Annotated in this window: 18 protein-coding genes; 1 reads left to right on the top strand and 17 read right to left on the bottom strand. The window is 38.9% G+C overall.

The features are described from left to right. Window positions 1-169 precede the first annotated feature (169 nt). A complete protein-coding gene (locus EHS13_RS05495) occupies window positions 170-934 on the top strand; it encodes a hydroxypyruvate isomerase family protein (RefSeq protein WP_155699400.1) in 765 nt (254 codons plus the stop codon). 13 nt (window positions 935-947) lie between these two features. On the opposite strand, the gene EHS13_RS05490 is transcribed toward EHS13_RS05495, so the two are convergent. From EHS13_RS05490 to EHS13_RS05410, 17 genes are all read right to left on the bottom strand, one after another. Continuing rightward, complete coding sequence (locus EHS13_RS05490) at window positions 948-1,931, bottom strand: HD-GYP domain-containing protein (protein ID WP_155699399.1); 984 nt, start codon at window positions 1,929-1,931, stop codon at window positions 948-950. Further along, the gene (locus EHS13_RS05485; protein WP_155699398.1) at window positions 1,906-2,391 is read right to left on the bottom strand and encodes a MarR family winged helix-turn-helix transcriptional regulator; all 486 of its coding nucleotides are present in this window, start codon (window positions 2,389-2,391) and stop codon (window positions 1,906-1,908) included. The genes EHS13_RS05490 and EHS13_RS05485 overlap by 26 nt, the downstream gene beginning before the upstream one ends. 189 nt (window positions 2,392-2,580) lie before the next feature. Then, window positions 2,581-3,723: a GNAT family N-acetyltransferase gene (locus EHS13_RS05480; protein ID WP_162462969.1), complete on the bottom strand. Its 1,143-nt coding sequence runs from the start codon at window positions 3,721-3,723 to the stop codon at window positions 2,581-2,583. Window positions 3,724-4,148: 425 nt separating this feature from the next. Next, window positions 4,149-5,231, bottom strand: a complete 1,083-nt coding sequence (locus EHS13_RS05475; RefSeq protein ID WP_155699396.1) for a Gfo/Idh/MocA family protein — start codon at window positions 5,229-5,231, stop codon at window positions 4,149-4,151. 24 nt (window positions 5,232-5,255) lie between these two features. Further along, on the bottom strand, window positions 5,256-6,002 hold the full coding sequence (locus tag EHS13_RS05470; protein WP_155699395.1) for a sugar phosphate isomerase/epimerase family protein: 747 nt from the start codon (window positions 6,000-6,002) through the stop codon (window positions 5,256-5,258). Between the two features lies 1 nt (window position 6,003). Then, window positions 6,004-6,918, bottom strand: coding sequence for an AraC family transcriptional regulator (locus EHS13_RS05465; RefSeq protein WP_227013799.1), 915 nt, complete (start codon window positions 6,916-6,918; stop codon window positions 6,004-6,006). A 31-nt stretch (window positions 6,919-6,949) separates the two neighbouring features. Then, window positions 6,950-7,939: a Gfo/Idh/MocA family protein gene (locus tag EHS13_RS05460; RefSeq protein ID WP_155699393.1), complete on the bottom strand. Its 990-nt coding sequence runs from the start codon at window positions 7,937-7,939 to the stop codon at window positions 6,950-6,952. A 272-nt stretch (window positions 7,940-8,211) separates the two neighbouring features. Continuing rightward, the gene (locus EHS13_RS05455) at window positions 8,212-8,541 is read right to left on the bottom strand and encodes a DUF2500 family protein (protein WP_155699392.1); all 330 of its coding nucleotides are present in this window, start codon (window positions 8,539-8,541) and stop codon (window positions 8,212-8,214) included. Between the two features lie 104 nt (window positions 8,542-8,645). Further along, on the bottom strand, window positions 8,646-9,851 hold the full coding sequence (locus tag EHS13_RS05450) for an MFS transporter (RefSeq protein WP_155699391.1): 1,206 nt from the start codon (window positions 9,849-9,851) through the stop codon (window positions 8,646-8,648). A gap of 121 nt (window positions 9,852-9,972) precedes the next feature. After that, window positions 9,973-10,983 carry an HD-GYP domain-containing protein gene (locus EHS13_RS05445; protein WP_155699390.1) on the bottom strand — a complete coding sequence of 337 codons (1,011 nt, stop codon included), beginning with the start codon at window positions 10,981-10,983 and terminating at the stop codon, window positions 9,973-9,975. Between the two features lie 227 nt (window positions 10,984-11,210). Continuing rightward, entirely contained in the window at window positions 11,211-12,614 is a 1,404-nt protein-coding gene (locus EHS13_RS05440; RefSeq protein WP_155699389.1) for an extracellular solute-binding protein, read from the bottom strand. A 34-nt stretch (window positions 12,615-12,648) separates the two neighbouring features. Beyond that, the gene (locus EHS13_RS05435; protein WP_155699388.1) at window positions 12,649-13,989 is read right to left on the bottom strand and encodes a response regulator; all 1,341 of its coding nucleotides are present in this window, start codon (window positions 13,987-13,989) and stop codon (window positions 12,649-12,651) included. Window positions 13,990-14,010: 21 nt separating this feature from the next. Further along, window positions 14,011-15,756, bottom strand: a complete 1,746-nt coding sequence (locus tag EHS13_RS05430; protein ID WP_227013798.1) for a sensor histidine kinase — start codon at window positions 15,754-15,756, stop codon at window positions 14,011-14,013. A 292-nt stretch (window positions 15,757-16,048) separates the two neighbouring features. Next, window positions 16,049-18,781, bottom strand: a complete 2,733-nt coding sequence (locus EHS13_RS05425; RefSeq protein WP_155699386.1) for a discoidin domain-containing protein — start codon at window positions 18,779-18,781, stop codon at window positions 16,049-16,051. Between the two features lie 175 nt (window positions 18,782-18,956). Then, window positions 18,957-20,429: an ABC transporter substrate-binding protein gene (locus EHS13_RS05420; RefSeq protein WP_162462968.1), complete on the bottom strand. Its 1,473-nt coding sequence runs from the start codon at window positions 20,427-20,429 to the stop codon at window positions 18,957-18,959. A gap of 114 nt (window positions 20,430-20,543) precedes the next feature. Next, a complete protein-coding gene (locus EHS13_RS05415; protein WP_155699384.1) occupies window positions 20,544-21,419 on the bottom strand; it encodes a carbohydrate ABC transporter permease in 876 nt (291 codons plus the stop codon). Window positions 21,420-21,421: 2 nt separating this feature from the next. Next, complete coding sequence (locus EHS13_RS05410; RefSeq protein ID WP_155699383.1) at window positions 21,422-22,351, bottom strand: carbohydrate ABC transporter permease; 930 nt, start codon at window positions 22,349-22,351, stop codon at window positions 21,422-21,424. Window positions 22,352-22,384: the final 33 nt, after the last annotated feature.

Genomic DNA, 22,384 nt, shown 5'->3' with positions numbered 1-22,384 from the left:
CCGTGGGTTACTTCCTTGTATTTTTCTTCAGGCATTAATACATTCTTAGTTTAGAATAAATAGAATTACTTGTCTTTGTTAGAAACCGTTTTTTGTTGTCCATAACGTTCAACAACACTTATAATTAAAATGATATGATCCACATTTCCTAATAGAAACGAGTGATTACATGATCTATTCTCCATCTATTGAAATAATATTTAATAAAAGCAGTCTTGCCTTTACTGATAAAATTAAGAAGGTTAGTCAACTGGGATTCTCTGCATTCGAATTCTGGGGCTGGAGAGACAAGGATTTGGGATTGGTGCTTGAGGCTTCTAACGAGCTTGGGATTCAGGTGGCTTCCATGTGTGCCGGATTTATTCCGCTTGTTGATCCTTCACGTAGAGAAGAATTCTTGCTCGATTTGGAACAAAGCTTAGACGCGGCAAAGCAATTAAAATGTCCCTTTCTAATCGTATTCTCCGGTGATGGGTTAGATGGTATATCTCGCGAGGTGCAAATTGATAGCATAGTTAAAGGGCTGCAAGCCAGTATCCCCCTGCTTGAAAACACAGGAGTGACCTTAATCTTGGAGCCCTTGAATGCGTTATTGGATCATAAAGGTTATTTTCTGAATAAATCTTCTGAAGCAGCTTACATTGTCGAGCAGGTTGGCAATGATCAAATTAAATTCCTATTTGACGTTTATCACCAGCAAATTACTGAGGGTAATTTAATCCCTAATATTACAGAATATTTTGATCAAATCGGCTATTACCATGTTGCCGATCATCCAGGTCGATTAGAGCCAGGCACTGGGGAAATTAATTATATTAATGTCATCCAAGCCATTCAGAAGTTAGGTTATAAAGGCTATATTGGATTAGAATATAACCCTTCGACAGACCCTGAAACTAGCTTATTGGAAATAAAAAAAACTTTTTCCGCCTAAATGTATACTCTAATTATGCCATTTGCACGTTGCCATAAACCGGTTCCTCTTGCTGCTGCAGCTTGCCTTCTCTTTTCAATACTTTAAGAAAAGCTTTGGCAGCAATGGGATCAAACTGAGTACCGCTATGACGCTGCAGTTCATCGGATGCCGTCTCAACTGCTAATTTGGGGCGATAAGAACGATTTGTAGTCATTGCATCAAACGCATCAGCTATCCCTAGAATTCGCGCTCCTAGCGGAATTTCTGTGCCTTTTAGACCCTGGGGGTAGCCTTTTCCGTCGAAACGCTCGTGATGATAACGCACCATGTCAGTTATCCCTAACTCCTCGAATTTTTTGATATCCTTGATGATTTGATATCCATCCTCGGAATGTTTTTTCATAGTTTCATATTCATCTTCTGTTAACCGACTTACTTTTTGCAAGATATGATCCGGAGTGCCAATCTTACCAATATCATGAATCAAACCAGCCAAATAAATGGAATCCACTTCTCTTTGTGGAAGACCAAGCTCTTTAGCAATATTACGTGCATAGTCAGCAACATTATGGGAGTGAAAAGCTGTATATTGATCTCTGGCATCAATTGTTTTAGCTAAAGAGAAAACAGTATTAAGCAGCATATCCTCTTGCTCATTCTTGCCTTTAAAATTACGATTAGATATAAATATGACCCGCTTTGTTAAGAGCATCAATCCGGCAAAAGAAGCCATTACTGCTAATAAAATCGGTTCAGGTGAAGCGAATAAGAAAACCGTGCTCAACAAAACAGCCGCTAATCCAATAAACGCCGGGTATGTAATCTGCACCATAGCTAGAAAAATAATCGGGTATGCATAAAGCCCGAGTAATAATGGGGAATCAAATATCAAATTTAAAGCAACTGCCGCCAAAGCCGCAAAACCAAATAAACTCCAGAATAGAAAACTAAACTTTTTAAATGCAACAGGACAAAAACCCTTTTTGTCATTAAGCTTTGTAAGCTCCAGCTTCATCCTTAATCCCTCCCCTGCTTTTACTTATTTGTGGCCTCATCTTTTGAATCAATTGCATTAATGTAGCCTGCTCAGCTTCAGTTAGACTTTTCAGCATTTCAGCCGCTAATTCGGAGGTCAGCTTCGGGTATCCTTCCAATATTGCAGCAGCTTTATCAGTTAGCGATATCATGAAACAACGACGATCTTTGGGATCTGTTGAACGTTTCACATAATTATCTGCTTCCAATCGGTCAATAAGTCGCGTTAACGTACTAAGGCTTACGTCCATTAGATATGTGCTTAAATCCTTCATCATCATCGAGCCTTGCCGTCTTAATACATCTATTAATGTAAATTCCGTACGATTCAGCTGGCAGCTTCCTTGAAAGCATTCTGAATATTGTTTCATTTCCTGACCTATTTCTTGCATAAACTCACTGTATGCTTCCACATGGTTTAAATCGAGCGTTGTTGACAAGTCATTCGCCTCCTTATCGCTTATTTCATTCAAATATAAATTGTTTCAAATTGAGATATTTTCATAATGGTAATATTATACTCTCACTTCCTAAGTTACCTGTCAAATTAAATATAAAGAAAGAGACATCCTCTCTGAGGTGTCTCTTGTAATATTTTAGATAAATGTTTTCTGTAATGGATCTAACGATTACACATAATGAAGTCCCGCTGTATAAGGAAACGCAATCGGGAATAAATGATCTAATACAGATTTATATGGTTTTAATAAAGGCACATTGGCTAGTGGGTTAAATAGTAAATCAACAACCTCGTCATAGCTTAGTCGAATCACATTCCCTAAGACGGATAATTGGACAGTATCTGCCTCGTCAGCTTCTAATAATTCAACAACAGCAGATGCATCAGGACTTTTTTCATTTAAGTGAGGCTGTAGCTGTTCCCAAAGCTTCTTAGAATCCACAATCTTAATAGTTCCAGAATTATGAATTGTTGTGTGACTTACTCCTTCAAGTGTTTCGTGCATGTCCAGTTCATGCCATGGAGAATATAGGTTGATTTTCGCAAGGGAATCCTGTTGTATGGCATAAGCAATCAAATTAACTGCCACGCTTGCAACCCCATTCCATTCTACGATAAACGGCTCCGCTTTTGAAGCATGCTTATCTTGAACAGCAACAATTAGAGAAGCAATTATTTTCCCAGCAAGCTCTGCAACATATAACTTATGTTTTAATTTAGCGATGCTGGCAACAGCTTCACTCTCGATCAATTGAGTTGTGCCAAACAGACTTTCTTCAAAAGCAACGCTATTATTTTTCCGTAACTTGTGTAAGGCAAAAGCGTCTTTTGCTTCAAATAATCTCAAGTTTACGGAGCTTCCTTCATTAGATTGACGAATAGTCTCAGCATCCTGCACAGTTATGGAGTAGTGTTTAATCTCGCCAAACTTTCTACAGCCAGATCTCGTATATAAAGTCCGATCCCCCGATACCAATAGCAAGGAAGACCCTGAATCTTTAATAAACGTATAAATTTGCTCCAATAGTAAACTTGCATGCCCTTTACCACGATATTCGGAATCCGTGCAAACCGAACCCAAGCTATGAACCTGGAGCTGAGAACGACCTATGTTAATGATATTAGGTACAAGTCCCATAAAGGCAACCAATTTCCCAGCTTCAAATGCTGCCATGGATTGGTTTAGTCCTGATGAGAATATTTGTGGGAAAGCAACTCCCATAGACGTTTGTTCAGAATCCCGAAAAATCGAGTCTGACAATGCAGCAGCATGTTTTAATTCCTCATTATTAACAAAACGAATTTCAGTCACTTTACACCTCAACTTATCCTTTTATTTAGTTATACATCAATTGCTTTTCGAAATAATACTGTTGCGAGACTCTCTTTAACTTCCTCTTCACCAAATAATTTTCAAGGATAAACAGTTATGCCGTCTTAAGACGGCGTTTGTCCGGAATTCTAAGGTCAGTATAAGTACCAAAACTTATACTTAGAATTTGGAAAATAAAATCATTTTTTGGCTTTAATCTTTTTATCAACTAATCCCCAACCTTCCTTATAGTATACCAAAGTTTTTCTTAGCTGTTAAGCAAACCAAGTTGATCCCATAACAAAAAAAACACACCTCATCCAGACCCTTAAGGTCTAGAATCGAGATGTGCTTCATGCCCGATAGATATGGGATTAACTTACCTTAGTATACAATAATATAGATCTTACAACTACCATTGTACCTTATTCAAAATAAACAGCTTTACCCGTTCTAGCTGACTCATAGATGGCTTCAAGAATTTCCGTAACTACCAATGCTTGCTCAGGTAAAACTATTGGATCTGTATCATGGATAATGTTATCAATCCATAATCTAGCTTCACGATCGGAATCTTTTTCTTCAGAACCATCAAAGAAGGCAACTCCGCCAATGCCAAGATCCGGAGTTTTCACATAAAGCTTGCCCATGTCCTCGCCATTAATTCGCAAGCCCTCCTTCATATCGGCTCCACCCTCCGTACCGCATAAAGTGGATTTAGCTTCATCGATATCTAAGCTATTCAATGCCCAGCTTGCTTCTATTACAATCGTCGCTCCATCTTGCATGGTGATGAAACCAAAAGCAGAATCTTCCACTTTGAATTCTTCTGGATTCCATGAACCCCAAGCATTAGCAGCATCTTTCTTGCTTCCTAGCTTGTGATAGATATTACCTACAACACTTTTAACCTTATAATTATTCGTCAACCAAAGGGTAAGATCCAATGCATGTGTCCCAATATCGATCAGCGGTCCGCCACCTTGTTCGTCCTCATTAAGGAATACACCCCAAGTAGGTACTGCACGTCTGCGAATAGCATGTGCTTTAGCATAATAAATCTCTCCAAGATCTCCTCTTTCACAGATCTTCTTCAAATGAACAGAATCCGGACGATGGCGATTGTTGTAGCCAATAGTCAGCTTTTTACCCGTTCTTTTAGCAGCTTCAACCATTAGTCTTGCTTCGGCAGATGTTTTTGCCATTGGTTTTTCGCACAATACATGTTTGCCCGCTTCTAATGCATCAATGGTAATAAAGGAATGTGATTTGTTTGGCGTACAAACATGGATAACATCAATCGTTTCATCCTTTAGTAGTTCTTTATAATCGGTATATACGCGAATACCTGTAGTCCCAATTAATGCTGCTGCGTCAAGAGCTTTTTGCTCGATAATGTCGCAAAATGCAACCAATTCAACTGTATCCAACTTAGACAAAGCTGGAATATGCTTCCCGTTGGCGATACCGCCGCAACCAATAATCGCTACTCTTACTTTCTTTTCCATTTGTCATTCTCCTTTTGGTGTATGTTAGATAATTGATTTTAAATATTTTAAGCTTGCTTCAATGCTAGTAAGCTGTGGGATTTCGAATGCTTCTTGTTCCACGGTATACCATTGAACACCCTGCTTCTGTCCTGCAGCGATAATTGCTTTAAAATCCATGATTCCTGCGCCGACCTCAGTATTTCGTTTATCCGCCAAGCTTTTCATATCTTTAATATGAAGGATTCGACAGCGTTCCGCATATTTTTCAATAAAATCAATCGAACGCAGCCCGGAGAACTCCACCCAATAGGTGTCTAGCTCGAGAAACACCAAATCGGATTCCGTTTGCTTCGCAATAAGATCTAAAGCAAATTCACCATCAAATTGCTGGAATTCAAAATCATGATTGTGATAGCCAAATTGCAGCCCATTCTCTTTACAGCGTTGACCCACTAGGTTAAAAAAATCCGCTATCCTTTTGTAGTCATCCGCACTACTGCGCATTTCCTCAGGGAGACCGGGACAGATCACATAAGGACTGCCAATCTCTAATGCATAAGCAATCGAATGCTCTAGATTATTCTTCAAATCATCGATGCCAACATGACTGCCTGCGGCTCGAAGATTCAACCCGTCTAACACCTTTTTTAAATCCTTAGCCGAAGTGTCAAAATAACCCGCAAACTCCACACCATCGTAACCAATTTTAGCTACTTTTTCTAAGGTCCCAAGAAAGTCTACAGCCGTTAGCTCTTTAATCGAATATAACTGCAATGCGATAGGATCCATATCATCCCTCCTTTCGATTGGTGATTCTATACTGATTAGGCGTCATCCCATACCGTTTACGGAAAACGTAGTAAAGATAATTACTGCTCGTAAAACCGTGCTGAAGGGCAATGTCTTGCACAGAGGTTTCGCTTTCCATCAGCTCACGGCTGACATGGGCTAGACGTAAATCTTCTAGATATCTACTGAAGGAAAATCCGGATTTCTCCAAGAAGACACGCTGCAGCTGGCGACCGCTGATTGACAGCTTTTCCGCCACATCCTCCAAAGACAATGGCCTTGCATAGTTATCAACCATAAATTGCGTAGCCAGCAGAAACCGGTGCATATTCATATCACGAGAGGGAATCTTAAAAGAATCTCTGGTTATATCATAGGCTTGTACGGTTCGCAATAGAATCTGGATAATGGCTTGATGAATGGTTGAATAGACACCTAATTTATCACCTGACCATGCACGATAGGCCTCAATAAAACAAGGCATAGCGTGGTAATGATCCAATGTCGGAAATTGCGGAAGATGGTCCAGCTGTTTCATACAAGAATCCGCTTCAAGTATATCATTGCGGTTGCCCCAATAATGATCAGGCACTTTATCGCAATCAAACAGTTTTACAGCTTCAATTTGCAGACACAATTCCTCCATAGCTTCCATACTATCGGCTTCCTGATAATGTTCCAAACCTGGACCTGTTAAATACATCATGCCGGGCTGTAAAGCGAATACCTGATCCTTAAGAATAACCTTGCCTTTTCCTCGCGGGATAAAATGGAACTCATAATCCGAATGCTGATGAAAAGAAACCACTTTACCTGGGGGAAAACTGACTAAATGGCAGCGTAATAATCTAAAGCCATAATTTCCCCATTGAAATTGAACATCCAAACGGTCCAATGCGTCGGCTCTGGTCTCCATTATCTGATAAGGAAAAGGAGCGCGCTCCATTTTATATAAGCTCATTTAATGCAACAACGCGATTCAATTTAACTGATAAGTTCGATGCTTCCATTAGCTTGGTTAAATCAAGTGCAAGCTCTATATTTTCCGTAGCTATTGTCCCATTCTCAATATGCTCGACCCATTGGTCAAAAGCAGGTATCACTGGAGCTGGCATTTCGACTTCTATCCAAGCGGATTCTGGTGTTAAGCTGCTGCGATAGACCATTTTATTCTCAGGAGTACCGTAGAACAAACTGCCTTTCTTACCGTGAAGCTCAATGGAAAAAGGGGAATGGTCATTAACAAAGCCTGCTTCAACAATACCTAGTGCCCCATTCGCGTAACGTAGAATAGCTACCGCATTATCTTCGACCTCTTTGCCCAAAACATAACCGTAATTAGCACTTACACTTTCAGGAAGTCCCAAAAATAGACGTGTTAAATACATCGGATGACAACCAAGATCGATCAATGCCCCGCCGCCACACTGCTCTAAATTGTAAAAATGCTCTGGAAGCCAGCCTGCTGTTGCTCCATTGTGTGATAAACGCACACGAGTCTGCGTCAGTTCGCCTAGAACATCCTCTTTCAACAGCTTTTGAATCGCAAGTGTATAACTATCATTTAATCTTGGCAGAGATATGGTCAATTTCACTTTATTAAGTTCGACTGCTGCCAGAATTTCATTAACTTCATGTACTGTAGGAGCAATAACCTTCTCTGTAAATATATGTTTCCCAGCATTCGCCGCTGCTACCATTACGTCCCGATGAATATTAGTGGGTGCGTTTACAACTACTGCATCTATATCCGGATTAGCCAATAATTCATCTAAAGAATCATACCAGATTAATCCTCGTGCTTCCGCTTCCTTCTTCCCTCTCTCAGGAAGCTCATCCCATGCTGCAACCAATTGCGTTGAATTGTTTCCAATAACTTGTTTAGCATAATCATCTGCGTGCACGTGCCAAAAGCTTAAGATAGCCACTTTAATCACTTGGTTCCTGCCTCCTTGGATATAACTACGAAATTACGTCACGTTAATAAGTTAACACATTTTTTTATTCGTTGATACTATAAGATTCAGATAATCGACTAAGAAATTGCGACATATAAGAATCACCTTTTAACTTAATCCAATTTTTAGTAAAGTGAGGAACGTTCATTTTAGTTATTTTACACCCCTGCGATATTGGTTAGACGAAATGCCCACCAAAAAATAAGGCTGAAATGTCTAATGACAATTCCAACCTTAAGCTTATATATATCTTACTTAGAAGCTTCCCTTACTGGATTCCATGATAGGAACCGTTCACCTTGAAACTGCAATTGCCCCTGCTGATCCTCAACAAAATTCACTAGCTCTTTTGGTGGGACTTTCAGCTCTAGCTTATGTTGATCTGGGAATATAAAGCTGACATGATACGTATGGCTCACAATATACTTGCTTGTAACGTTCATTCTTTTAGATATCACGGTTGCTGGAGTATTAATTAGTTCCTCACGATTATCCTTCTGTCGCTGAATCCATTTTGGAACAAGATAAACAACAGCAAACAGCAAACCGAGAAAGATCACAGGTATAAACGCAGTTACCATCGAAACACTAATACGAGCTCCCCCTTTACCTTTTAATTACAGGCTAATCTCCGTATTTTAAACGATTCACGTATAAATGGAAAGCGGTTTGATAATTCACTGTTTTACTTTTTAGTTTTGTAGAAATACATCAATAGTGCACTTAACAGAAAAGCAGCCACTATTAGGAGAAAAGGTAGTCTTGGATCGATAGAATAGCTCCAACCGCCAATTGCGCCTGCTGGGGAAATGAAGATTAATATTAGAACGGACAATATGGAAAGCATCCCCGCCCTTTTATCGTCATCCATTGTATTGGCCACAGCTGCTTCTAGATAAGGATAAGTCAGAATGGTTCCCACCGCTGATAGAACTGCACTTACGATCATAAGAAGAATTTGTCCATCATGCAGCAGGATTTGCAAGACAATCGCTGCCGCAGAAATGATAAATCCAATAATCATATACTGATTTAAACGTTCATGATTTAGCCTAGGGACTACAAATAGCATCAAAAGCAGCATGGCTGCTGAAGTAACAGCAGGAAAAATAGCAATAAACGCATCTCGGAAATGCAGAACTTGAACCAAGTAAACGGATAAAAAGGTATTTTTTATAGTTAGCTGAAACTGAAACATTATGTAAACACAGAAAATTAACAGCAATGAGCGATTCGCAAAAATAACACGCAGCACTCCCGTATATTCCTTAATCATCGCAGCCCAGTCCATGCTTTTATTATCTTCACGCTTGCGATTGCTAATCTCCGTATTATAGGTTGAGTAGTGGCGTCCGATAAACATCAGCGTCATGCTAATTGCAGCAATAACATACATGATCCGAACTGCTGGTATTAAAGTCCACTCACTGACCATCCATCCACCGATTGGAGCAAACAAACCTCCTATCACACCTACCAATTGGAGCATATTAAAAATATGATGACGCTTGCTAGGTTCGGAATCCTCTACTAATAGACAGTACCATGCTGTATTTGCTATCCTATTGAGGCTGCTGAGTGCAGCTGCAATGATAAAAAACCAGATGTTTTGGGCAAATATCAAGAATAACATACCCACGGAGATGCTTAGTAAATCAAAAACTAACAAAGAATTCCTTCTACCCATCCTATCAGTTAAATAGCCGCTAATCATCGATGTGAAAATCTGTAAGACAAGACCGAACGTGGTAATCCAACCTATGCCTTTTTCACTAACTCCTAGAGCTAACATAAAAACAGAAGCGTATGTAACATACAAAGTATAAGGCAGCAAAAAAAGCGGCTCATATAGGAGACAAGCTTTGGCGTTTCCACTTAAATGCTTAAACAATTATTGTCACTCCTAGTTGAATTCTTTACTCTTTACTTATTATAAGGAGCATCGTCAATAGAAACAAGGAAAAGCCGATCGTTGGGATCGGCTCTTTTCAATTTATTATTCAGTTATTATTTCAAGAAACTATTTCTTTAATCTGCAGCATGCGATGTCGGCTCAAATCAATAAAATGGTTATTATTCATTTGAATGAGCGGCTTCGCTTCCTCGAAAGGATTCATATAAATAATATTGCCTTTTTGTCCATCGGACAGCACTACTTGTTTCCCGATTAATCTGCTCGTAATATTCCGGATAAATATCGAAACGATACGAGGGTCTAATTTCCCGAAGCTTTCGACCTTCAGCTCTCGAATAATTTCGGAAATCGTAAAAGGCTCTTGATAGGGACGTTTGGAGTACATCGCGTGGAATACATCTGCAACAGCGACAATTTTACTGAATGGTTCAACTTGATCTTTATTAAGGCCTAGGGGATAACCAGAACCATCTTCTCTTTCATGATGCTGCAAAGCAGCAAGCGCTACTCGATTGCTAATACCAACGGTATCCTTCAGCATCTCATACCCATAAATGGTATGCTGTTTAAAAAATTCAAATTCATCCTCGCGAAATACATCCTCTTTATTCAGCATTTCAAGTGGTATTCTAACATTGCCCACATCATGCAGAAGTGCTGCAAGTGACAGAGCCTGTAATTCATTCTTTTCCATGTTAAGCCATTTGCCAATTAAAGTAGCTATTACAGATACGCCAACATTATGGCAATGGGTATATTCATCCTTCGCCTTCACTGCCTTAAGCAGCCTGAACAGGTTAGGATCTTCAGCGATTTGATCTATGACAGGAAGAATTGTATTCTTAAATTCCAAAACAGGAATTTTACGGTTCAATCTAATAGATTGAAAGAGAAATAAGGATTGTTCCATGACTTGCTCGGCCAGAACACTAGCAGGATTGCTAACAGAACCATTATCTGACTCTAGCATAATTGAAAACAAGTCGACGTTATGTAGTTCACATAATTCCAAATGCTGCTCGCGAATCACTTTTTTGGCGGGGATAATAACGACACCCCTAGCATTCATAACATCATGCATGACTTTTTTGCCGATTAAATGATTCATACTACTCACACCTCCGAATGTACGCCTTCTCTCATTTAACCATTCTTAAATATATTGAATCATTCCCTAAGCTACTATAATAAGTATAATGAATAAAAACATGCCCGTGAATAACCCAATAGTATCAAATAAATAAGGGTACTAAGGAACAGTACCCAGACATTTCCTGATAGGAATGGACCAATAGTAACAAAACAAGTGCTTAACGATGGTAAACCGGCTACAGCCTAACCTATCTTAACCTTATCAAAAACATCTATTTGCAGTCTCGTCGCTGCTTCATCTAATAGCGCTTTAACATCCACATCTGGAGTTGTAAATACTTTTTGGATTACTTTTGTTAATTCGGCATAATAGGCTTGAGACTCATAAGTAGCTTCTGGTTTAGGAACAAATAACGCACTCAATTCTGGGGCATAGACAAAAATATTATCATGCTTGGCAAACATAGCCGTGACTTTTTTCCCATAATCTGATTTATCGTCCCAATAATTGATCAATGCTGGAACATAAACTTTGTTAATCGCCTTTTGCTCATCGATTTGTTTCGATATGGCATCTATATAAACATCCGAAAAATACTCATCAATTATAAAATCAAACGCGGCTTGCTGTTCATTTTTTGATGCTTGCCCGTTTACTACCTTGTAGTTTCCACCAAGCACACCTATATGCTTCCCGCCCTTAACCATTGCAGGAATGGGATATAGCGCTAAATCGGCTGCTTTGAGACCGCCTTGATTGATTGCGCTATCAATTGCGTTCCCGCTTCCACTCATGACCATAGCGCCTTTACCTTGGTTAAACATAGTTAAAGCATCACTATAAGCAAGCGCCCAATTCAACGGAAGCACGCCCGCATCATTTAAGTCCTTATAGAATGTCATTGCTTTCACCCCGGCTTCCGAGTTGAAAGCAGCAGTAACTTTACCATCTGCAAGGGTTTCAACTTCTCCACCTGCGGAATATAAGAAATTCGTCCAATTCCAGCCTGCTTCTGTCCGTTTACCCATTGGTATAAATCCAGCAATCCCTTTCGCTGGATCATTCACCGCTTTTGCTGCTTTCATTAGATCACCCCAGGTCCAATCAAGCGGGGGCAAATCTATCCCTTTATCCGCAAAAAGTTTTTTATTGATTGTGATTGTCATGAAATAAACGTCTATGGGCACAGCATATATTTTCCCTTTGATCACAAATGGCTGTAGGGCAGTTTGGTTTAAATCCTTGGTATACGGCCAGCTAGCTAAATTTTCGCTTAAATCTGCGATCCAGTTACGATCTGATAATAATCTGCCCTCTGTAGCCCAAGTCGTAAATTCGGTTGGAGCTGTGTTAGCCACCATTTTGGCTGCGATCTCCGTGTTCTGATACGCCCAAGGGTTTTTAGCTATTTTAACATTGGAATGCTTCGCTAGAAATCGGATGATTTTGGCATCAAACGTCTTATTTTCTTCTGTTTTATCTGCTGGAGATGAATTCAAGACAATACTCACATTAGGCGCGTTTATTCCGGCTCCAGAATCTCCCGGAGTCGTGGTGACAGTTTGTTGCATTTTTTTTGTACAACCTGCCATAATAATGACTCCTACTAGCATGCAAATGATTACACCTCTAGTTATTCTCATCATCCCTATTCCCCTTTACCTTAAAATATATATTCTATTAGGAAGTTAACGGCTTTTTAATCTCAGATGGATTAATCCCAAAATGCTTCTTAAATATTTTGCTGAAATGCTCTGGTGATTCATATCCGATATCATCTGAAATTTCATACCTTCTTTTATCGGTTGTCAGAATAAGCCGTTTTCCTTCTTCCATCCTAAGATTTGTCACATAATCCCAAAGATTAGTTCCGACAATTTTCTTGAATAAGTAGCTTAAATAGCTGGGACTTAAGTAGACGGAATCAGCGATATCCTGCAATTTTAAGCCCTTCTGACGAAAGTTCTTATCGATAAACTGCATAGTGCTATGGATCACACCATTATTAAGCTCATCAATTTGATTAGTTATCGGTTGATTCAACGGAATCGGCGTTACCTCATGCTTGCCAAAATCTTCAATAAAAAACACATGATGATCTTTATGAATTTCACTCCAGATAATGGCTTCATTCGCCTCTTTAAAAATTTCCTGCCAGTTCTTAATTCCTTTTTTAATTCGACTAATTCCGATGATGCTTTTCATATGTATATAGGTTAAAAGATGATTGTGCAGCTGCTGCCCTATGACCATACGTTCATTGAGACGCGTGATACTGTCCATTTCTTCCTGTGTGTATTGCAGAATGACAACAATCGTATTACCGCCACTATAGAATACAATGCTTTCCCATTTGTTTAATGTCTCTTCGATGACATTCAGAGAGGCATATTTCAACAAATTGCGATCGCGAAAAGATGTAATTTCTTTTTCAAATAAGCCCGCTTTAGTCAAATCCAGTTTAATCACTAGCATCCCATAATAAGGCCCATCAAACCGATAACCCAGATCAGCGAATACTTCATCTATTTCAGATTCGTTAATGCCTTCTGTAACAAGTTCATTCAATATATAGTTCCGTTTCGACGTCATATCCTCCAAAGAAAATTTTTGATTCAACGATACATCTATGGAAGAACGCAAACGCGTTTCTCGTTCCGATAATAAATGCTTGGTCACGTTAATAAGATCAGCTGGGCTGATCGGTTTCAGAATATAATCCTTCACACCGAATCTGAGCGCTTTCTGGGCATACCCAAATTCCTCATGAGCCGATAAAATGATAATCGGAATATAAGGCGCCTCCTCGAAAATCGTCTCGATCAGCTCAATCCCATTCATCCGTTCCATCTCAATATCAGTTAATACCAAGTCAATATTCTCAAGTCGGATATAATCCAAAGCTTCAAATCCATTATGTGCAATAAATATTTCTGAAATCGGTATATCCGAATTAGTGAGAACAGTAGCGATTCCTTTACAAATAAAAAGCTCATCATCGACAATTAATATCTTATACATGATGAATTCACCACCTTCCTTTCATTGAATTTCTTCTAAAATTGGCGGAATATTGATTATTGCTCGTACTCCGCCCCCATCCCTGATTTCATAACTGAGCCCATAGTTTGTGCCGAAATGAAGCTGGATTCTTTTATTTACATTCTTAATGCCAAAGCCTTCATAGGGGACTACTCCTTCTAAAACAAGATTCAGCCTGCTTATATCTGTGGATTTATAGCCATTATCCTCAATTTTTATACAAATCTTATTTGCCAGCATTTTAATTGAAATCCAGAGCTCTCCATCTTGCTCCATATTGCGAATGCCATGTATAATCGCATTCTCGACGAGTGGCTGTAGGACAACTTTGGGAATTAAAAATAGCTTTGTTTCCTCATCTATATCCCAATTTAGGGCAAATGAGTAATCATATCTTTTTGATTGTAATCTTATATAGGCTTCAAGATGTTTAAGCTCTTCTGAAATCGGAATTAGTATTTTACCACGGCTTAAGCCAATTCTCATCAATAAAGAAAGATCATGAATCATCTCTGCTGACTCGGATTTTCCTTCAATCATAGTACGCCAATAAATCGACTCTAGCGTGTTATAAAGTAAATGCGGATTTATCTGCGTATGCAAAAGAGATAATTCAGCTTCTTTTTGTTTGATTTCTAATACATATTTGTCATTAATGGTTTGATTTAACCTTTTTGTCATTTCAATAAAAGCATTATTCAACAAGCCAATCTCATCTTTGCGATCGAGCTGTAATTCGACGGCTATTGATCTTCCAGGCTCGAAGGATCGCGTTAATCTTGCAAGCTTGGATAAGGGACTCAAAATGTACCTGGAGAAATAAATACTTATTACTATTAAAATCAAAAAATAGGCAAGCATTAAATAATTGACTAGTTCACGCACAGCTACATGCTCGCCAATAATGGAATTAACCGGTATTTTAAATAATATTTTAGTTGCACTGCTTGGGCTCGTATGGAAAGCATACAGCCAAGGGTGGCCATCTTCGTCCTCTTTATAGACACCATCGTGAGAACTTTTTAATTTGGGTGGCAGAGTAAGAGTCGAGCCTATTTCTAAATTGGAGGTATTACTTAATATGACATTATTATTATTCATAAATATGATAACTCCATCTTTAGGCAGATTCAGCGGAGTCAGTTCCTTCTGCAGTAAGACATCTAACCCAGAAACCACTAAAACACCAATATTTGAGTTTCCTCCTAATGTATTACTCATTTTTCGAATATATCCCGAAGTTTTAATATGCATGGGGTTATTTCCTAGCTGATTAATGGTTCTAATGATTCCTGAGCCTTTCGCCTTGACTGCATCCAAAAACCAATCCATATTCGCGCTATCTGCGGAGTAAAATACTCCTGTATCCTGAACATCGGAAGTAGGTGCAAATGGATAGGACTCTGAAAGGGCAGGAATAAAGATCGAAAAATTCAAAGAGTTGGTTGAATAAGTCGTAGTTAACTTATCAAGTGCTAGGAATTTCTGTAATCTATCATAAGCAGACAGATTAGAATCATCAAACATCTGTTGTGCTTCCTGTGTCACCATTAATTTCTCTGCGGAGCTATCTACAGAGGTAATAATATGATCTAGTGTTAAATGACTCGTTTTAGCTAGCTGCAATATGGTATTGCCAATTTGATCCTCTGTTAAATTCGCTACTTTTACAGAAACAAACCAATCTACTAATAGAATAGGAAGTACGATTAGAAAAATGAAAAATATAATTAATTTTTTACTCAAATTTAATTTTGAAAATAATTTAAACATGACCTACTCAATCCTTTCAGTAAAGCGGTTTCATTCCTATTCTCAATGACTTTTTATAATTCTAGCTTCTATTAATATTATCATTATTCTTATACTTAAACTAATAAAATCGTTACAATTAATGTTCATTTTACGTCATTGAATGGTAAAAATCATCTTCTAAGGGAAATTTTACTTCTCCAACTAACTTAACATACACTCTTAAACAAAACCAGTTGATTCATTAAAGAACCAACTGGTTTTGTTCTAATTTAAACTGGCCTATTTAACGTACCTCAAACTCAGAAATCTGTGCCGCTGGCCACCCTGTATTATTAGTAATAATAAGCTGCAGGTATTGCGTTTCGGTAGGCTTAAAAGGTATTTCAACTACATTCAGTACCTTCGGATCAAAACTATACACTTTAACCGGGATTAGCTCTGTATACTTGACCCCATCGCTGCTGCTCTGAACCTGTATCTCTTGATCACGCGTAGCCCAATCATCTTTTGGCGGCAATTTAAGCGTGATTTTGCTAACTTTATTCATTTTGCCAAGATTAACGCTTAACGTCTGCGGGAAGATATCCTTCGCACTTTCCCAGTATGTGAATGAGTCGCCATCTGTAGCCAGTGATGCTGGTAATTGCATAGTCGCATCCGAGGTTGAAAGTGCTGGCATTTTTAAAGCTAAATTCAGTTCAAATTTCACTTTATGGAAAGGTACATCTTTAATTTCGCTTAGCTTAGTGGAATTAATTAATTCGACATAAGCGACCTGTTGCTCTAATATTTTTGAAATATAATCAAATTTAATATCCTCTCCGTTTTCCTCAACAGGAATATCGGCAATCTTAGTTCCATCGGCTTTAAACGCCGATGCTTGCACATGAGTCCATGCTTTAATTTTTTTCACCTTAAGGCTAGTATCACTGCCAACTGGTTGAAACACACGAATTTGTTTTTCATCTCTGATCTCAACCAGATTATGTTCCCCCGTATCCAAATCCACTCCGTTATATCTACTATAGCTTCCAGCTCTTACGAGTGAATCCGCTGAGGCAATGTCGAAGCCCCCAGGAGATAACGATAATTCAGGGCTCATTACATAAGCATTATCTAGATCCCAATTTGCTGTGACTTTATATGGCCCAAAATCAGTTAACGTTTGCTTAGGCGTCAATTGTTTATAATCTTTAACTATGGCATCCCCATAATTGGCTAATACATATTTTTGGAATATTTGAATCAAGCGGATCCAATCATTATCAATCCCATTAAATAAATCCCCGCTTAAATTGTAACCCATGGCTACGTTCCAACGAAGCATATCTTTGTTATCCGTCATCGTTTCTTTTGCTAGATCATGCTGATATAACATGACCTTATCTCTTTCCAGCATACCCACTAAAGGATAATATTCGGTAAATAAGACTGTGTTGGCGCGATATCCTAGCTTATCCCATAAGTAGTTAGTACCCATGAAACCAGTAGTATGCTCTGCTAACACATCTGTACCATCTTCGGTATACATTTTCTGTGAAGAAGATGCTGCAAAATAATTCCTTACTCCTTCAAAATAAGCATTCGAAGGATCCGTATTGGCTGGGATTGATTTATTATATACATAGGGAGCATTGCGAATCCCCCACTGATCTTCAAATACACCATCCATACCCGCATCCAATAATTTCTTATGCTCATCGGCAATCCTACTTGTTACAAACGGGTCATTGATATTCATCACATATCCGCTATGAGGACCGTAATCTTCTTTAATATTCGTCGTATCTACCATCTTCACAGCAATTTCGGTTAATGGACTTGCTGCAGGTAAAGTGTTCAATGTGCTTGAGTTTACTCCCCACCATGAGAAATTTGTATAGGGAACAATTCGATTGCCCTTATCCTTTGCAGCTTGAATAAACGTTTTTAATGCTTCTGGACTCCCCCACTGCGGATCAGGTGGAATGAAATCCGGGTAATTCTCGTCATGCCCCCCTGTTTGAAAGCCAACTAAATGGAGCATAGAGCCATAATCCAGTTTATCCACGACATTAGCTTTCAAAGTGTCCCAGCTAGCTTCCTTTTGGGCACTAATATCTAATTTAAGCATGGGAAGTTGAGCATATTGAGGCCAATCTTTGCCCAGCTTTTCGCTAATCGCCGGGAATTTATCGATTTGATTCAGCTCTCGATAGCTCTTAATGGAGTCTGAGTATTCTCCACCTATCTCCATAACAATCGTTGGACTTTTCCAGCTTTTCTCTGGCTCAATCCATGTTTTGTAATTATGGATGATTCCAGATTTACCCGGATCATCATTCTGGCCACTAAAGCCCACATTAACTGTTGCTAAAGGCTTCGTGTTCAAATCATACAAGGCTAAGCTGCTGCCCTTCGTTTTCAAGGCTACATATGCGGCAAACATGACTCCCGGATATTGATCATCAAAAGATATATTTTCCTCAAAAAACTCTGATGCAAGTCTCGCTCCTGGTATCATGGGCAGCATTCCATCTACTACCTGATTCGCTGTCACCTTGAGTTCATATGGAAAACGGAAGGATTTAAGAATATCCTTGGTTTGATTCTTCACATTGGCTTGCATATAAATGCGATTATTAGCAGTAAAATTAACCGTTACATCTACATTCACTGGACCTGTGTAATGCAGCGCTAATTCATCCTTTTTCTTGCTCCAATTATAAGAAAATTTAGAATCTGTCAGACTATTGTGCGGCGCATCATTGTCCATAAATGCCCACCATAACGTGCCACCTCGATTTTCCCCTGTTATATTTTGTTTCGTTTTTGCATCTAGGATATATTCAATGCCTCCAGTTGTTGAATTGAAGGCAATCGTATAGTGTGAATTGCCAATCTGGATTAACTCGTTTGCTTTTTTGAATTTCACTTCTTGATTCCCCGTTGGTTTTAATACTAGGTAAAGCAAACCAGCCATAATAATTAAACCACCGATCAACCCATATACCAGCTTGCGATTTATAAGCTTCATTCATTACGCCTCCTTAATATATCTATGCTAATCATATAATTTTACAAGGAGGAAACCGATTCGTAATATTACGTTTTTCATGTGTTCTATTATCCTGTTTAAAGACAAAAAAATATCCTGACTCATCCGAAGAGAGTCAGGATATTTGCATTGGATTACTTAATTACGTCTAGTATTACTTAATTGCGTCTAGCTTTACTTGAAGTGCTTTTGCTGCTGAATCAAGCAATGCTTTTGAATCTGCGTTCTTGTCTTTGAATACGCCTTGAACTGCTTTTGCTGCTTCAGCATAGAAATCTTGACCGTTAAATTGTGCTTCTGGCTTACCTACTGCAAGTGACATCAACTCAGCGCTGTATTGGTAAACATTATCATGCTTGTCATACATGGCTTTCATTTCTTTCCCATAATCGGAATCAGGATTGAAGTATTCCAATGGACTTGGAATGAAGAACTTGTTCGTTGCTTTACGAGCTTCAATATCTTTTTCACGTGAACTGATACCTTCAGGCTTGAATAAGTCAAAAGTTTCATACAAGAATGCTGCTTCTAATTCATCTGGAGTTGCTTTTGCATTGAATACATAGAAATCTCCGCCCAATACGCCTAAGTGCTTATCGCCTGCATTCATTACAGGAATTGGATAAATTAGAACGTCTGCAGGTTTAAGTCCACCTTGATTTAGTGCGAAATCTGCCGGTCCATCAAGGCCACCAATAACCATTGCTGATCTTTGTTGACCGAATAGTCCCATTGCATCTCCCCAACCGAGTGTTGCCCAGTTTTTAGGAATAACATTTTCTGCATTCAATGATTTATAGAAATCAAGCGCCTTTACCCCTTCAGGTGAGTTGAAAGTTGCTGTTACTTTACCGTCAGCTCCAACGCTTTCAATATCTCCGCCTGCAGTATATAAGAAGTTAGTCCAGTTCCAACCGGATTCCGTTCCTTTACCCATTGGCGCAATTCCTGCAATACCTTTAGCTGGATCAGCTACAGCTTTAGCAGTTGCAAGCATATCTGCCCAAGTCCAATCCATAGGAGGAACAGCTACACCTTTAGCATCTAACATCTTCTTATTAAGACCTACTCCTACGATATATCCACCTTTAGGAATAGCATAAATTTTATCGCCAAACTTGAATTGATTAAGCATGTTTGCATTAAACTGAGTACCAAACGGATATTTAGCAAGCAGGCCTGAAATGTCGGCTGCCCAACCTTTATCGGATAAGAACTTACCTTCAGATGCATAGGTTTGGAAAACAGTAGCTAATGTACCACCTGCACCTTTTGCAGCGATTGTAGTCGGGCCATATTGATAAGGATCAAGTGTAACTTTGATATTTGGATATTTTTCGTTAAAGCGAACAACCTTAGCCTTTTCTGCTGCTAGTCCTTCTTTATTGTCCAAAGGTGGAGAATAAACGCTAATTGCAATTTTCTTAGTCGTAATATCTTCAACTACTGGCGCTGCTGTTGCGGTATCAGGAGCTGGTGTTGCTGCATCAGGAGCTGCTGTTGCCACAGGAGCCGCGGTTGCTGCTGCTGGAGCATCGGTTGCTTCTGGTGTTGATTTGGAACAGCCTGCCAAAGCCGCGACTATGGAAAGACTTAACAAGATGGATACCCATTTACTTCTTTTCAATTGAATTCCCCTTTTCGTTAAATGATTTTTCCTTACATGCTTATCATATAGAAGGTTGTTTCATACGGCGATGTGCAATTTCATGTTATTAATGTGTTTGGTTACGATTCTGAATTAACCTTTCACGCCTCCTAATTGTACACCTCTTAAGATAAACTTCTGGAAAAAGGCGAAAACAATCAATGGCGGAATTGTCGCAATTGTATAGGTTGCAAACTTAACGCTGTATTCAGTCAAGCGAGCATTTAGTACATATACTTGAATGGCTGAAGCAAGCGGGATATGTTTCGCATCCCCAATAACTAAATTAGGCCAAAACCAATCATTCCAAACTGCATTGAATATAAATATAGTTAATGTAGCATAGATCGGCACGGATAAAGGAATTGCGATTCCTACAAAACATCTAAAATCAGATGCACCATCAATTCTTGCTGCTTCAAACATTTCCGGATGAATCGAATCAAAGAAGGTCTTTATCAAGAGTAAATAAAATGCACTCGCTGCAGAAGGCAACCATAAAGCTGCAAACTTATTTAGCAAATTCAGCTGAACCAGGTTTAAATAATTGGGTATTAAATACGTACTCGATGGGATAAACAAAGCCAATAGCAGGAACATGAAAATCACCTTTCGGAACGGTACTCTCATGCGAGACAGGCTATAAGCCGCTAAACTTAATACCGACAAACTAAAAATGATATTTCCGATAAAGATATAGATGGTATGCAGAAAGAATGAACCCAATGGCAATAGGGTCAATGCATCCTTGAAATTCTTAAAAACAATTCTCGAAGGAAAAAATTTAGGCGGGAATGTATTAAGCTCGGCATTCGGTTTCATTCCGCTGAAAAAAGTTTGCAGGATGGGATAGATCATCGTAATGACCATAATCAAGATTGCCAAACTAACTAATAGATAAATGAATTTATTGAATGGTTTTTTTAGATCATAAATCGATAATATACCGCGTTCATGTTGCTGATTCATGTTTAATTCTCTCCCCTCGTAAATAATTTGAATTGCATGATGGCGAGACCACTTAATAGGAAGAACATCATTACTCCCATTGCAGATGCCGTTCCATAGTCCTGGTCAGTGAATGCGTATCTAATAATAAGCAGTGAATACGTTAGTGTTGCTGTACCAGGCCCGCCTTCTAATAAAGCTTGCTGTGCTTGAAAGCCTTGTGAAGTGGCAATCAGTTGGAGAATAAGCATTAATATCATCAAATTTGAAATAGCTGGGAGTGTAATATGACGAATCCGTGCCCATACACCGGCACCGTCTATTTCTGCCGCTTCATACCAATCACGCGGAATACTCAGAACGGCTGCTAGATAGATTAACATAGCGCCTCCAAAGGATTGCCAGGTTTCCATGAATACAATTGAAATCATCGACCACTTTTCATCCGATAAGAAAGAAATACTTCCAATTCCTAGCTTACCTAAAAAGTAATTAAAGGGTCCTATATCCGGGTCGTACAAATATTGCCACAATCCATACAAAACGACGATTGGAATTACATTAGGCAAGTATGCGGCTACCCGGGCAAAGCCTTGAAACTTTCTCATCTCTGATATGGCGATAGCAAAGAATATCGGAACCCAGAACCCGACAACAACCCCCATCCCCATATACATAGCCGTATTTTTAATGGCCACTAATAGGTCTGGATTGTGCAATGCCCTTTTAAAATTATCAAAGCCTACATACGTATTGCCATTTACAAAATCGATTATCTGAACGCTATAAAAAAAGCTCTTTACAATAGGAACCCAGAGAAATTGGATAAATACGTATAATGCCGGTAAAAGAAAAACATATCCCCAAAAATGCTTTTTAATCGAGAGACTTAAAGGTACCTTCCGTTTTGGTATTGCTGCTTGTTGTTGGATCGGAACGGCTGAATCGTTCATAAGTTTTTCATTTCCCTTCTTCTAATGGTAGTT

It is taken from the genome of Paenibacillus psychroresistens, from assembly GCF_009728935.1.
GTDB lineage: Bacteria > Bacillota > Bacilli > Paenibacillales > NBRC-103111 > Paenibacillus_AC > Paenibacillus_AC psychroresistens.
Note: the sequence above shows the minus strand (reverse complement) of the source record. Positions and strands in the feature narration are given on the sequence as shown.